Source organism: Tistrella arctica (genome assembly GCF_039630945.1).
Classification (GTDB): Bacteria; Pseudomonadota; Alphaproteobacteria; order Tistrellales; family Tistrellaceae; genus Tistrella; species Tistrella bauzanensis.
This window is the reverse complement of record NZ_JBBKTV010000002.1, coordinates 378424-392555: the sequence shown is the minus strand read 5'-3', so window position 1 is coordinate 392555 and position 14132 is coordinate 378424. Positions and strand designations below refer to the sequence as shown.

The following is a 14132-nucleotide window of genomic DNA, read 5'->3' as shown; positions in this document are numbered from 1 at the left end:
ATGACCGGAGATGAAGACCGTGGCAACCCCGACCCATCTGCTGCTCTATGTCGACAATGCCGCCGCCAGCGGCAGGTTCTATGCCGATCTGCTGGATCTGACACCGATGGACGTCTCTGACACGTTCGTCCTGTTCACGCTGCCGAGCGGGATGTTCCTGGCCCTGTGGTCGCGGGACGCCGTGTTGCCAGCCACGACCACGACCGGTGGCGGCACGGAAATCCTCTTCCGCGCGCCGGATCATGCCACCCTTCAGGCGATGCATGACGATTGGGCAGCCCGTGGCATCGCGATTATTCAACCGCCGACCGATCAGGATTTCGGCCGCAGCTTCGTGGCCACCGATCCTGATGGCCATCGCCTGCGGGTGATGGTGCGGTCGGCCTGACGTCAGAACTCGGCCAGACCGGGAGGACGCTACACGCGGCGCCGCTATCCGGCGGCGTCGCGGCTGTGGTCGAATTGTGCCGCCGCCGCCAGCGCGTCGGCGGCATGTTCGGCCGAGGGGGCGGCTTCCTCGGGCAGATCGGTGGTTCCCGACATCGCGCGGGCGACGATCGTCATGTAGATCCGCTCAATCTCGGGCGGCAGGGGCCGCACCGACGCGCCGTCGACGCAATACCGCGCCAGCAGGAATTCCCGGGCGCCCATCAGCATATAAGCCATCGGCTCAAGATCCTCGGGGGTATAGCCCGGCAGTTCGCCACCGGCATGGGCGCGGCGCAGGGCGCGGACATAGCCGGTGGCCAGATGGTCATAGAATTCACGATGGGCATTGGGCGCGAAGAACTCGGCCTCGTTGGTCAAGCGGTGCAGATAGGGGTGGGTCGACAGATAGGCGAAATTGGCCTCAAGCCCGATCCGCTCACGTTCCAGCACGGTGCGGGCCTTGCCGGTGCGGCCGCGGATGAAATCGAGCATCCGGCGGCCCAGGGTCGGCAGCAGGCTGTCGAACAGCGCCTGACGGTTTTCGAAATGCAGATAGACCGAGCCATGGGCGATGCCGGCTTCCTCGGCGACGCGGGCGATCGAGGTCTTGTCATAGCCCTTGTCGCCGATGGTCCGGGCGGCTGCCTGGATCACCTTTTCGCGCACCACCTCCGCACGTTCGTTGCGCCTGCGCCCCGCCATGTCTTCCGGTCCCTCATCTCTGGAATGGTCGGCCCGCCCGGGATGGCGATCCGCTCCGGATCACGACCCGTCCGGCTGCGCCGCCACCAGCTTGCGGATGATATGCTTCTGGATCTTGCCCGACGCCGTGCGGGGGAAATCGTCGACCCATTCGATCCGTTCCGGTAGCTTTTGCCGCGCCAGGCCCCGCGATGCAACAAAATCGGCGATCATATCGCGATCCGGCAGCATTTGGCCGTCATGGGTGGCGTCGCGGGCGGCGTCCGTGGGGATCAGCCAGGCGCAGACACCCTCGCCGAGCCGGGCATGGGGCATGGCCACGACGGCGGCTTCCCGCACCAGCGGGTGTTCGTGCAAGGCGTCCTCGATCTCCTTGGCCGACAGGTTCTCGCCGCCGCGGATGATCAGATCCTTCTTGCGGCCGGTGATCACCAGCCGGCCGTCTTCGGCGACGGTGCCAAGGTCGCCGGTGCGGAAGTAGCCGTCGGCATCGAAGGCCTCGGCGGTGGCGGCCGGGTCGGTATAGCCACGGAACAGGGCCGGGCCGCGCGCCACGATCTCACCCTCGGCGCCCGCCGGCACGGGCTGCCCGGCCTCGTCGACCACCCGCACCTCCCAGTCATAGACCGCGCCATCGCTGGTGGCGGCGGCCTCGGCCGATGCCGGGTCGGTGCCGGGATAGCCCTGGGTGATCATCGGGCATTCGCTGGAGCCATAGACTCGAAAGGCCGCGAGGTTCGGCATCGCCTTGCGGGCGCGCCTGACCACTTCGGGCGGGACGGCGGCACCGCCACAGGCGAAGATCTTCAGGCTGGTGGCGACGGGTGGCCGGCCGGCGGCGCGCGCCGCCTCGGCGGCGGCGGTCAACTCCTGCAGGAACGGCGTGGCGCCGATCATGAAGGCCACGTCATGATCGGCGATCAGCTCCAACGCCTGCGCGCCATCCCAGCGCTCCATGAACACGGTGCGGGTGGCGTGATAGAACGGCAGTTCCATGCCATAGGAATAGCCGGTGACATGGGTGACCGGCGACGGCATCAGCAGCACGTCGCCGGCGTGGATATCCCAGGCGCGCATCGAACTCATCAACGCCCGGCGCGAGGTCTCGTGGGCATAGAGCACGCCCTTGGGCCGGCCGGTGGTGCCGGAGGTATACATCACCATCTTCAGCGACGAGGCATCGGCGCCGACCAGATCGGGCGCCAGGTCGGTGACCACGCGATCGTCGTCAGCGCCGTCGTCGCGGGGAGAGCCGTCGCGGGAGGGGCCGCCGGTCCAGTCGTCCCAACTGTCGCAGCCATCCGCCGTGCCGCGCACGGTGATGATCCTGTCGAGCGATGGCAGGCCGGGCTTCAGCGCCACGGCCATGGCGGCATAGTCGAAATTGCGCCAGCGCGCCGGCAGGATCAGCAGGCGGCTGCGGGCATCGTTCAGGATGAAGCCGACCTCGCGATCGCGATAGATCGGCACGATCGGGTTGATCACCAGCCCCGCCAGCGAACAGGCAAGGTTCAGCACCACCGCCTCGTCCCAGTTCGGCAGTTGAAAACTGACCACCGCGCCGGGGGTGAGCCCATGCGCCCGCATCCGCCGCGCCAGCCGCACCGCCCGGTTCCAGATCTGGCCGAAGCTCAGGCCGCCGGTCTCGGTGACGCAGGCGATGGCGTCGGGCGTGGTGGCCGCGCGGTTGCGGGCATCATCGGCCAGCGTGCGGCCGGTCCACACGCCGCTGGCCCGGCGGCGGGCGGTTTCATCGGCGGTGAAGCGCAGGCGGAAGCCGCTTGGGTCGTCGATCAGCGTTGCGGAGGGGGGCGACATGGCGGACATGGGCGGACATCCTGAGGCGGGGGCGCGGTCAGACGGCAAGATAGCGGGTCTTCAGCGTCGGATCGGCATCGAAGCCGGCCCAGTCGCCGGAATGAACCAGTTCACCGCTGTCGATCAGATGCAGGGTATCGGTGACGGCGCGGGCAAAGGACAGGTTCTGTTCGGTGACCAGCACGGTCAGGCCGTGATCGCGATGCAGCCGGCGGATCTCGGCCGCCATCTGGTCCACGATCACCGGCGCCAGCCCCTCGACCGGTTCATCCAGCAACAGCAGCCGTGGCCGGGCGATCACGCCCCGCGCCACCGCCACCATCTGCTGCTGACCGCCTGAGAGCGCATAGCCGGCGCGCTCCGCGAACGGCACCAGGGCGGGGAACAGATCCCAGATCTCGTCCATGGTCATCGGCTTCACGCCCGGGCGGGCGGCGTGCACGCCCAGCGCGATGTTCTCGGCCACGGTGATATGCGGAAAGACCCGCCGGTCTTCCGGCACCAGCATCAACCCGGCGCGGGCGCGGGCATCGGCGCCGAGGGCGCGGAGGTCGCGGCCATCCAGGCTGATCCGGCCCGCGACCAGTTTCGGGCCGGCATTCAGGATCGTCTTCAGCACCGTCGATTTGCCGGCGCCGTTGCGGCCCAGCAGCGCCACGGCGGCGCCGTCGGCGATGGCAAGGTCGATGCCGTGCAGGACGACCGCGTCGCCATAGCCGGCATGGAGTGCGTCGATGCGCAGCAGCGGATCAGCCATGGCCCAGATAGACCTCCTTGACGATGGGATCGTCGCGCACGTCGGCAGGCGCGCCGGTGGCGATGACGGCGCCGTGATGCAGCACGGTCAGCCGCTGGGCAAGGCCGAAGACCACGCCCATGTCGTGTTCGGTCAGCAGGAAGGCCAGACCATGGGCGCGCTGGGTGTCGGCGATCAAGGCCGCCGCATTGCTGCGGTCGCCCGGCGACATGCCGGCGGTGGGCTCGTCCAGCATGATCAGGCGCGGGCGCAGCGCCAGACTCATCGCCAGTTCCAGGCGCTTCTTGTCGCCATGCGACAGCAGCTTCGCCGGCCGGTCGGCCTGATCGCCAAGGCTCAGCCCGTCGAGCAGGTGGCGCGCCTCGGTCATGGTCGAGGCGCGCGGGTTGACCCGCAATGTCAGGGCGAAGCCGCCGCGCGCCCGGCGCTCCCGCGCTTCCACCGCCACGATCAGGTTTTCGATCGTGGTCATCTCGCCGAAGATCCGGGCGACCTGGAACGACCGGCCGATGCCGCGCCGCACCCGCTGCCAGCCGGCCAGCCGGGTGACGATATCGGCGCCCAGCCGGATCTCGCCCCCATCGACCGGGAATTCACCCGACACCGCCTTGAACAGCGTGGTCTTGCCGGCGCCGTTGGGGCCGATCACGACATGGGCCTCGCCCTCGGCTACATCGATCGACACGTCGTGCAGCACCTGGGTCTTGCCATAGAACTTGACCAGTCCGCGGGCCGAGAGGATGGGGGTGGCGGTCATGGCGTCTGCTCCTGTGGGCGGCCGGCGGCGGGCGACGGTGTCGCCGCCGATCGTGCGGCGACACGCCCGCGCAGCTTCATCACCAGCCCCATCACGCCGCCGGGGATGGCCAGCACCACCGCCAGCAGCATCAGGCCGGTGGTGATATCGGCGATGCCATGCATGGTACGGGTGGCATATTCGACGGCGCCGAACAGGATGGCGCCGACGGCGGGGCCCCAGAAACTGCCGGCACCGCCCAGCAGCGCATACAGCACCGGCCGGGTCGACTGGCTCCAATGGGCAAGTTCCGGCGTTACGATCTGGGTCCAGGGCGCGAACATGGCGCCGGCGAAGGCGCTGGCGGCGCCCGAAATCGCGAAGGCGATCAGCCGGTGGCGGTCGACATCCAGGCCAAGGAAGGCGGCGCGGACCGGATCCTGACGGATGGCGCGGAAGCTGCGGCCCAGCACGCCGTGCCCCGCCCACCACAGCGCCGCCGAGGCAAGCCCGCAGCCCACGATCATCGCATAGTAATAGGCATCGCCCCGGGTGAGATCGATGGTGATCACGCCAAGATCGATCACCGGCCGGGTGATGCCGACCAGCCCGTCATTGCGGCCCAGCCAGTCGGTCTTGGTGATGATCACATGCACCAGTTCGGCGAAGGCCAGGGTGAGCACGGCGAAATAGATCCCGCCGGAGCGGCGCAGCGCCACCAGACCGAAGATGATGGCGGCCAGGGCCCCCAGAAGGGTCGCGATCAGCAGCCAGCCCAGGAACGGTCCGCCGCCAAGCTGTTGCGGCCCAGCCGCCATGGTATAGGCGCCGACCGCGAAGAACATCGCCTGACCGAAGGACAAAAGGCCGGCATAGGCGAACAGCAGGTTCCAGGCCTGCGCGAAGACGATGTTGACCAGCGTCAGACCGGCCAGGAACACCAGCCCCTGGTTCAGCACGGCGGGCGCCAGCGCGAACAGCACCATGCCGAGCGCCAGCGGCCACAGCGCCAGCAGGGTGGTGCCGCCGGTACCGGCGGCTTTTCGAGTGCGATCGGGTGTCATCATGCCACCTGTGCCTTGCCCATCAGGCCCTGCGGCCGGATCAGCAGCACGGCCGCCAGCGCGATGAAGAAGAAGATGCCCGGATAATCGGGCACGAACACCGTGCCGAAGCTCTCGATCATGCCCAGCATCACCGCCGCGATCGCGGCACCCCGGATGCTGCCCATGCCGCCGACGATGATCACCCCGAAAGCCTGAAGCAGAAACACCCCGGCAAGGCTTGGCGACAGGCTCTGATTGGCGGCGAGCAGCCCGCCCGCCAGGCCGGCCAGGCCGAAGGCGATGACCACCGTCACCATCAGCACCCGGCCGACATTGATGCCCAGCAGCGTCGCCATCCAGCTATCCATGGCAACGGCCCTGATCAGCTTGCCGAAGCTGGTGCGTTCCATCAAAAGGTCGAGGCCGATGAAGGTGAGGATGCCGCAGACGATCACGAAGATGGCGAATTCGGGCATGATCATGTCGCCCAGGAACAGGGCGCCGCCAAGCTCGGCGGGGGTCGGCACCGACATGAAGTTCAGGCCCCAGATCAGCTTGACCGCGCCGTCGCAGACCAGTAGCAGGGCGTAGGTCGCGATCAGCACATAGGCGTCCTCCACGTCGCGCAGGCGACGGAAGATGGCGAAATCGGCGGCGACGCCCAGGGCCGCCACCGCCATGCCCGAGGCCAGCGCCACCACCATATACAGCCACAGCGGCACGGCGCCGCCGCCCAGCAACTGCATCAGCGTGAAGGCGATATAGGCGCCGATCATGAAGAACCCGCCATGGGCGAAGTTCAGGATGTGCAGGATACCGAAAATGAGCGTCAGCCCGGCGGCGACCAGAAAGGTCGCGGCAGCCCAGGACATGCCGTTGAACATGATCAGCGCCAGATCGGCGAGGGTCATCATCGCCTCCATGGGTGTGGCCGTCCGCCCGGCTTGAGCGATCGGACGACCACGGGATCGAACGGAAGACAAAGGACAGCCGCCGGAACACGGCGTTTCACCGGGGAGGCGCGATCACACAGGCCGGCCCGGCGGCTGCCAAGGTGCTCTCAAGGGGAGGCTGAGAGCAATCCTGTCGGCGGGATCAGAGCGTCTTCAGCTCCAGCTTCTCGCCCGGACGCGGCGGCTCGACCACGCTGTCGCCGGGCACCGAGATATAGTCGGTGACCTCGAAACCGTCGGCGCTGCCGGTCTTGGGCTGGATGCGCATGGCTTCGGCGTTCTTCACCGCCTGATTGTCTTCGGCGCGGAGCGTCCGCTTGCCGGTGGCGGTGTCGAAGGTCAGCCCCTTCAGGGCGGCGATGATCGCGGCCGCCTTGGTGTCGCCGCCGGTCTTCTCGATCGCGGCCTTGTAGGCATAGACCGCGGCATGGGCTTCCGCCGCCCAGCCCATCGGATAGTGGTTGCCGGTCCGCTCGACATAGGCGTTATACAGGTGATCCGACATCGGATTGCCCTGATTGGCCTTGAAATACCAATGGGTGCCGGTCCAGGTGTCGGGGGTCTGGTCCTTCATGGCCAGCGGCACCAGGAATTCATTGGCCGAATCGACCAGAACCTTGGTCTTGTCGAACAGGCCGAAGGGCCGGGCCTGCTGATAGAGGGTGACGGCATCGCCGCCATAGGCCGAGGTGTACAGGCCTTCGAAGGGCTGGCGCATCGCGGCGGCGATGAAGTTCTTATAGTCGCCGGAACCATAGGGGATCAGGATCGGGCGCGAAATCTCGGGCTGCTTGCCGGTGACCTGGGGGAACACGGTCAACATGGCGTCGACGAAGATCGCCCAGGTGGTGCGGCCATATTCGTGATCCGGGATGATGCCGCCCCAGCTCGTGATATTGGGATAGCGCTCGGCGATCATCCGGATCAGGCCGTATTGCCGCGAATAGGGGCTGTCGCCGATGCGGAACACATGCGGGTTATAGCCTTCATGGTTCAGCTTTTCGGTGCCGGCGCCGCAGGTGAGCACCACGCCGCCGGCGGCCTGCATCAGCGGCCCCATGGCCAGCGCCACCGGTGAGCCGATGGTGCCGAGCTGAAGGTTCACGCCCTGGCCCAGCAATTCACGCGCGGCCACCGTGGCGGCGGCCGGATTGGCCTTGCTGTCGCGCATCTCCAGCGCCAGCGGCCGGCCGTTCACGCCACCATCGGCATTGATCTTCTCGATCGCGATTTCGGCGCCATGGCGCACGAAGCTGCCGATCATCTCCTGCGCGCCCGACAGTGGCGTCACCAGGCCCAGCGTGATCGGGTTGTCGGCGGCGCGCGCGCCGGGGATCCACAAGCGGCCGAGCGGCGCCAGTGCTGCGGCTGCGGCGGTGCTCTTCAGCAATGTGCGGCGGCTGAACCGGTAGCCGTCATTCGAACGGGTCATCGTCGTCTCCTCCCAATGGCATGGGTAGCGGTGCCGTTATCGGCCGGGGCACGGGTTCCGTGGGGCCGGCGTGTCGGTCTTGCCGCGGCTATGTCATGCCTGTCGTGCTGTTGTCGATACGGGGCTGGTGTCGGGTGTGGGGTCGGTTTCGGGTGTGGGGTTGGGCGCCATTGCCAGGGCATAGCAACGGCGAAGCTCGGTCTTCAGCACCTTGCCCAGCGGATTGCGGGGCAGCGCATCGGTGATGAAGATCCGGCGCGGGGTTTCATAATCGGCCAGCACCGCGCGGGCGGCGGCGGTCAGCCGGGCAATGAACTGCTGGTCGGTCTCGTCGATGGCGGGCGCAGGCTCATGCGTCCGGCCGCGGACGATCACGGCGGCGACATCCTCGCCCAGCCGTGGATGGGGCAGGGCGATCACCGCCGCCTCGAACACGCCGGGCACGCGGTGCAGAACCTCTTCCACCCGGCGCGCGGCGATTTTCAGCCCGCCCCGGACGATCACGTCTTTCAGGCGATCGAGATGATGAAGGTGGCCATCGTCATCGATCATTCCCCAGTCGCCGGTGCGCACCCAGCCATCGCACAGCGTGGCGGCGGTCGCCGTGGCATCGCCGTGATAGCCGGCCATGTTGGCGGGGCTGGCGATCTCGATCTCGCCGGGCCGGCCGGCCGGCTGTGGCCGGCCCGCCTCGTCGGTGATCCGCACCCGGCACAGCGGCATCGGCCGACCGACCGACCCCGGATGGCTCAGCACCTCATCCGGTTGCAGCATGGTGCCGGTGGGGCCGGTTTCGGTCATGCCGTAATTCTGGCGCTGGTCGACATCCGGGAAGCGTTTGGCCAGTGCGATCACCGCTTCTTGCGGCATGGCGGCGCCGCCATAGTTCCAGATCCGGATGCTGGACAGGTCGGGCGCATCGTCGCCGCGGCGTTCCAACGCATCCAGGATATACAGATAGCCCGATGGCACCGACAGCAGCACGGTGCTGCGGCGGGCGGCGATCCGGTTCAGGATCGCGTCGGCATCGAAGGCGGGCTCCACGATCATGGTGGCCCCGGCCCAGAGGGCCGCCAGCGGGTTGAAATGCACGCCCGAACTGGTGAAGAACGGCACCGCGTGATGGTGGATATCGCCGGGGCCGAGCGTCAGCGCGGTGCCGAAGATGGCGCCGGTCGCCACGGCCGACCCTTGGGTGTGCACCACGGCCTTGGGCCGGCCGGTGGTGCCGGAGGTGAAGATCAGATCGGCGGTATCCGATGGCGTCGGCGCGGCCCAGGACTGCCCCGAGACGGCGTCACCGGCGGCCAGAAGAGCTTGCAGGCCGTCCGCGGCCGCGGCATCCACGCAGACGAACCCGCGCCCGCATCGCGCACGGGCGGCAGCCAGACGCGGCATCAGCGCGGTTTCGGCGATCACCATCCGCACATCGGACAACGCCAGGGCATGGTCCAGATCCTCGTCGCCATAACGCGGGTTCAGGGGCACGAGTACGGCGCCGAGCCGCGCCGCCGCGAACTGCACCAGATGCGCCTCGGTGATCGCCATGTTGGTGGCCAGCACCCCCAGCGCCTCGCCCGGCCGGATTCCGGCTTGATACAGGCCGCGTGCGAGCACAGAGGAGCGGGCCGCCATCTCGGCGAAGCTGGTGGTGGCAAGGCCGTCGGGGTCGGCCGGCATCAGCACCGATGGTGCCACCAGCATGGGGCCCGCGCCGAAGCGCGCCGCCTGCCGGTCCAGCAGGCGCGCAAGCGTGCCCGTCTCGGCGATCGCGGCCATGAGGGCTGCGTCGAGGGCGGGTCCGGTTACGGTGGTGTCGGCCTGTGGGTCGGTCATGGCGGGCACTCCGGCGGGGGCGCGTCGGGTCGGATAACGGGGTGTGGTCAGCGGCCGGTGAAGACCGGCTTGCGCTTGTCGCGGAAGGCGGCCACGGCTTCCTTATGGTCTTCGGTCAGGTTCGACATGCTTTCATAGCCGATGCAGGCATCCATCATCGAATGGGCGAGCTGCTTCAGCGCGATGTTGGTTGCGGTCTTGGTCCAGCGGATCGCCTTGGTGGCGCCGCCGGCCAGCCGGTCGGCCAGGGCATAGACCTCGGCATCGAGCTGGTCGGCCGGCACCGCACGGTTGATCAGGCCGATTTCGGCCGCACGGGGGGCTGTCAGCAGATCGCCGGTCAGCAGGAATTCCTTGGCGCGGGCAAAGCCGATCAATTGCGGCCAGATCACCGCGCCGCCATCGCCGGCGACCAGCCCCACCGACACATGCGGATCGCCGATCTTGGCCTTGTCCGACGCGATGATGATGTCGCACATCAGCGCGATGGTGGCGCCAAGGCCGGTGGCATGGCCGTTCAGCCGGCAGATCAGCGGCTTTTCAAGATCGAGCTGGCTGAACACGATGCGCTTGGCCTCGACGCCGGTGCGCTCGAACTCGCCGGGCACGTCGATATGCTCCTGCATCCAGTTGATGTCGCCGCCGGCGCAGAAGGCTCGGCCATGGCCGGTCAGCACGATGATGTCGCTGTCGGGATCATGGGCCGCATCGGTGAACACCCGCGAGAATTCCTCGTGCAGTCGGGCATTGACCGCGTTCATCGCCTCCGGGCGATTGATCGAGATGGTCAGCACGCGGTCGCGGCGATCGAAGGTGAAGCACTCGTAATCGCGGAAGGCGAAGGGGCGGGGGCCGGCTGAAGCGTCGGTGGTCAAGGCTTGGGTTCCTCCGTGGCGGATGCGGGCGGTTCGGGTGCCGCCGCGTCATTGTTCGCGGTTTCGGTGATGGGGCGGATCACGGGCCGGCGCTCAGGCGGCGGCATTGCTCTGGTCTGAGAGGGCGATGAAGCGGTCGAGATGCAGGTCGTTGCCGCCGAAGCCGGCCGCGATCACCTTGATGCGCTTGAAGCCGTGGCCGATGATCAATTCGTCGGTCATGCCGATGCCGCCGTGAAGCTGGATCGCCTCGCGTCCCACCTGCATGGCCAGTTCGGCCACATGCAGTCGTGCCGCCGATACCGCGCGACCGCGCGCCTGCGGCTCATCCCCCGCCGATGGCGCGCCGATCAGGGCGACACTGGCCATGATCACCATCGACCGTGCTTCCTCGCAGGCGATATGCATGTCGGCCAGACGGTGTTGCAGAGCCTGGAACTTGCCGATCGGCTGGCCGAACTGATGGCGGGTGCGGGCATAATCCAGTGTCGCGTCCTTCAGCCGCTCCATCACCCCCAGCGCCTCGGCGAGTTCGGCGGTGATGGCGGCGTCCAGCCGGCGGGCGAGGGCTGTGGTTGCGGCATCGCCGCGCAGCAGCAGGGCGCCGGCGGGCAGGGTCGCGCCTTCGAAGGCGATCTCGGCCGCGCGCATGCCGTCGAGCGTGGGATAGCCGGTGCGGTTGATGCCGGGCGTGGTGGCGTCGGCCAGGAACACCAGCGCCTCGCCATCCGGGCCGGTGGCAGTGACGATCAGATGATCGGCCTCGGCGCCGGCGCGGACCACGGTCTTCGTGCCGTCCAGCCGCCACGTCCCGGCTTCGCCGGGTGTCGCGCGGGTGGTGCGCGGCGCCTGCGGGTCGCGCAGGCCGGGTTCGTCATGGGCGAAGGCTGCGATCAGGTCACCGGCCGCGATCGCCTGAAGCCGGGGATCGTCGCCGGCGGCGGCGCTGTCGAGGATCAGCCCGGCCGCGATCACGGCGGTCGACACATAGGGCTCGGTCATCAGCCCGCGACCGATCTCCTCCATCACGATCATGGTCTCGATCGCGCCGCCGGCGCTGCCGCCGGCCATTTCGGGCAGCGCGACACCCAGCCAGCCCATCTCGGCCATGGCGGCCCATGCCGCGCGATCAAGGCCGGTCGCGGCGGCGGCCTTGCGCCGCTGAAGATCGTAGCGCTCATCGACCCAGCGGCGGGCCATGTCGCGGAGCATCGATTGTTCGTCGGTGTAGCGGAAATTCATCGGGAGCCGCCCTTGTCCGTCAGAGCCCGAGGGCGTGCTTGGAGAGGATGTTGCGCTGAACCTCGTTGCTGCCGCCCCAGATGGTCGGCGCGCGATGATAAAGGTATTCAGCCAGGATGCCGGCGGCGCCATCGGGTCCGATCTCGATACCCTCGGCCTCGGCCTCAAGCAGCCGGACATCGAACGGCACGCCATAGAGGCCAAGCACATCGGTCGACAGCTCGGTCACCGCCTGCAGCAGCTCGGTGCCGCGGATCTTCAGCAACGATGCCTCGGCGCCGGGGGATGCCCCCTCCATGGCCGCATCCAGCATGCGCAGCGTGGTCCATTCCAGCGCCATGATCCGGATCTCGATCCGGGCCACACGGTCGCGGAACCGCGCGTCATCGGCCAGCACACCCTGGCCGTTGGCATGGGGCAGGCGGGCGGCGGTGCGGCGCAGCTTGGCCAGCAGGCGGCGGGCCTTGCCGGTCTCGGCCGACAGCATCCGCTCATGCCCCAGCAGGAATTTGGCGTAGGTCCAGCCCTGGTTCTCGGCGCCGACGCGCTCGGTCACCGGCACGCGGACGTCATCAAAGAACACCTCGTTCAGATGGTGGGCGCCATCGATCGAGATGATCGGCCGCACCGTCACGCCCGGCTGCTTCATGTCGAGCAGCAGGAAGGAAATCCCCTCCTGCGGTCGGGCGGCACCGGGATCGGTGCGGGCCAGACAGAACATCATGTCGGCCCAATGGGCCATGGTGGTCCAGATCTTCGAGCCGTTGACGATGTAATGATCGCCGTCGCGAACCGCCCGGGTCTTCAGGCCGGCCAGATCGGACCCGGCGCCCGGCTCGGAATAGCCCTGGCACCAGAACACGTCCGACGACAGGATGCCGGGCAGGTGACGGGCCTGCTGGTCCTCATTGCCATAGGTGAAGATCACCGGGCCGACGTAATTGACCCCGAAGGGCAGCAGCCAGGGCGCGCCGGCGCGCGCGGTTTCCTCCTGAAAGATATAGCCCTCGACCGGCGACCAGTCGCAGCCGCCCCACGCCTTGGGCCAGAAGCCGGCGATCCAGCCGCGGTCATACAGGATCTTCTGCCAGCGGATATGATCGTCGCGGGTCAGGTGGCGGCCATCCAGCACCTTGGCGCGGATGTCGTCGGGCAGTCGCTCTTCACAGAACCGCCGTACCTCGTCGCGGAAGGCCCGCTCTTTGGCCGTGAACTCGGCGTGCATGCCTCGCTCCGAATTGATTAATGATTCATCAGTCACCATTGTTGTCGTTGAAACCGCGCGTATGCGCAAGATGAAATCTCATGCTGCGACGCAAAAGAAATTATGAGAATAATTGTGCGGCGCGACGGTGGCGGAGCGGCATCGGTGGACGATACCACTCCGCCGGGGGCGCGGTCAGATGGTCTGGCCGCCCGACACCTCGATCCGCTGGCCGTTGATCCAGCGGTTGTCGGCCGACAGCAGGCTGGCAATCATCGGGCCGATATCGTCGGGCACGCCGACGCGGCCCAGGGCGGTCATATCGGCGAACACCTTGTTGAGATCGGGCATGTCGCGGACGGCACCGCCAAGGAAATCGGTCTCGATCGCGCCCGGCGCCACGGTGTTGACGGCGATGCCGCGGCTGCCCAGTTCCCTGGCCAGATAGATGCCGAGCACCTCGACCGCCCCCTTCATCGCCGCATAGGCGGCAAAGCCGGGATAGGAAATGCGGGTCAGGCCGGATGACAGGTTCACGATCCGGCCACCATCGGCAAGCATCGGCAGCAGCGCCCGGGTCAGAAAGAACACGCCTTTGAGGTGGACGTTCATCAGGTGATCGAACTGCGCTTCGGTGGTGTCGGCGATCAGGGCCATGTCGCCATGGCCGGCATTGTTGACCAGATGGTCGAAGCTGTCGCGCTGCCATGTCGCGGCGAGTGCTGCCCGAAGCCGGTCTGCGAACGCCGCGAAGCCTGTGACGTCGCCGACATCGAGTTGCAGGGCCAGCGCCTTGCGACCCATGGCCTCGATCCCGGCGACCACGGCCTCGGCCTCGTCGGCGCGGCTGCGATAGGTGATGATGACGTCGCCGCCCTTGCGGGCGATGTTCAGCGCCGTGTTCCGGCCCAGCCCCCGGCTGGCGCCGGTGACGATCGCGATCCTGGTCATTGACCCGTCTCCGTGGTTTGGTGATGGGCACAGTATCGGTTCGGCCGGTGGGGTCGGGTTGCCGGAAGCTGGACGTTGTTTGCCTGATCCTGCAAAATCGCGGCGTGTCAGATGCGGGAGGCCCGGCAGATTCGGAAGGCCTGTCACATGA

The 14132-nt window shown here is 67.8% G+C and carries 13 protein-coding genes; 1 reads left to right on the top strand and 12 read right to left on the bottom strand.

The window, feature by feature from the left end:
* The first annotated feature begins 10 nt into the window (after nucleotides 1-10).
* Nucleotides 11-388, top strand: a complete 378-nt coding sequence (locus WG924_RS05720; RefSeq protein WP_372044726.1) for a VOC family protein — start codon at nucleotides 11-13, stop codon at nucleotides 386-388.
* Between the two features lie 44 nt (nucleotides 389-432).
* Here WG924_RS05720 and WG924_RS05715 read toward each other — a convergent pair whose 3' ends face one another.
* The 12 genes from WG924_RS05715 to WG924_RS05660 all read right to left on the bottom strand — a co-directional run bounded on the left by WG924_RS05715 (nucleotide 433) and on the right by WG924_RS05660 (nucleotide 13981).
* Nucleotides 433-1131, bottom strand: a complete 699-nt coding sequence (locus tag WG924_RS05715; RefSeq protein ID WP_345932048.1) for a TetR/AcrR family transcriptional regulator — start codon at nucleotides 1129-1131, stop codon at nucleotides 433-435.
* Nucleotides 1132-1191: 60 nt separating this feature from the next.
* Nucleotides 1192-2958 carry an AMP-binding protein gene (locus tag WG924_RS05710; protein WP_345932047.1) on the bottom strand — a complete coding sequence of 589 codons (1767 nt, stop codon included), beginning with the start codon at nucleotides 2956-2958 and terminating at the stop codon, nucleotides 1192-1194.
* A 28-nt stretch (nucleotides 2959-2986) separates the two neighbouring features.
* A complete protein-coding gene (locus tag WG924_RS05705; RefSeq protein WP_345932046.1) occupies nucleotides 2987-3706 on the bottom strand; it encodes an ABC transporter ATP-binding protein in 720 nt (239 codons plus the stop codon).
* Nucleotides 3699-4463 carry an ABC transporter ATP-binding protein gene (locus WG924_RS05700; RefSeq protein ID WP_345932045.1) on the bottom strand — a complete coding sequence of 255 codons (765 nt, stop codon included), beginning with the start codon at nucleotides 4461-4463 and terminating at the stop codon, nucleotides 3699-3701. Before WG924_RS05700 ends, WG924_RS05705 begins: the two co-directional genes overlap by 8 nt.
* Nucleotides 4460-5509: a branched-chain amino acid ABC transporter permease gene (locus WG924_RS05695; protein WP_345932044.1), complete on the bottom strand. Its 1050-nt coding sequence runs from the start codon at nucleotides 5507-5509 to the stop codon at nucleotides 4460-4462. Before WG924_RS05695 ends, WG924_RS05700 begins: the two co-directional genes overlap by 4 nt.
* Complete coding sequence (locus tag WG924_RS05690; RefSeq protein ID WP_229708088.1) at nucleotides 5506-6411, bottom strand: branched-chain amino acid ABC transporter permease; 906 nt, start codon at nucleotides 6409-6411, stop codon at nucleotides 5506-5508. The genes WG924_RS05695 and WG924_RS05690 overlap by 4 nt, the downstream gene beginning before the upstream one ends.
* Before the next feature lie 172 nt (nucleotides 6412-6583).
* Nucleotides 6584-7873, bottom strand: coding sequence for an ABC transporter substrate-binding protein (locus tag WG924_RS05685; RefSeq protein ID WP_345932043.1), 1290 nt, complete (start codon nucleotides 7871-7873; stop codon nucleotides 6584-6586).
* Between the two features lie 93 nt (nucleotides 7874-7966).
* Nucleotides 7967-9709: a class I adenylate-forming enzyme family protein gene (locus tag WG924_RS05680; protein ID WP_345932042.1), complete on the bottom strand. Its 1743-nt coding sequence runs from the start codon at nucleotides 9707-9709 to the stop codon at nucleotides 7967-7969.
* A gap of 47 nt (nucleotides 9710-9756) precedes the next feature.
* Nucleotides 9757-10584 (bottom strand): enoyl-CoA hydratase/isomerase family protein, encoded by an 828-nt coding sequence (locus tag WG924_RS05675; protein ID WP_372044725.1) that lies wholly within the window; start codon nucleotides 10582-10584, stop codon nucleotides 9757-9759.
* 93 nt (nucleotides 10585-10677) lie between these two features.
* Nucleotides 10678-11826, bottom strand: a complete 1149-nt coding sequence (locus WG924_RS05670; protein ID WP_345932041.1) for an acyl-CoA dehydrogenase family protein — start codon at nucleotides 11824-11826, stop codon at nucleotides 10678-10680.
* A gap of 19 nt (nucleotides 11827-11845) precedes the next feature.
* Nucleotides 11846-13051: an acyl-CoA dehydrogenase family protein gene (locus WG924_RS05665; protein ID WP_345932040.1), complete on the bottom strand. Its 1206-nt coding sequence runs from the start codon at nucleotides 13049-13051 to the stop codon at nucleotides 11846-11848.
* 174 nt (nucleotides 13052-13225) lie between these two features.
* On the bottom strand, nucleotides 13226-13981 hold the full coding sequence (locus WG924_RS05660) for an SDR family oxidoreductase (RefSeq protein WP_345932039.1): 756 nt from the start codon (nucleotides 13979-13981) through the stop codon (nucleotides 13226-13228).
* Nucleotides 13982-14132 lie beyond the last annotated feature (151 nt).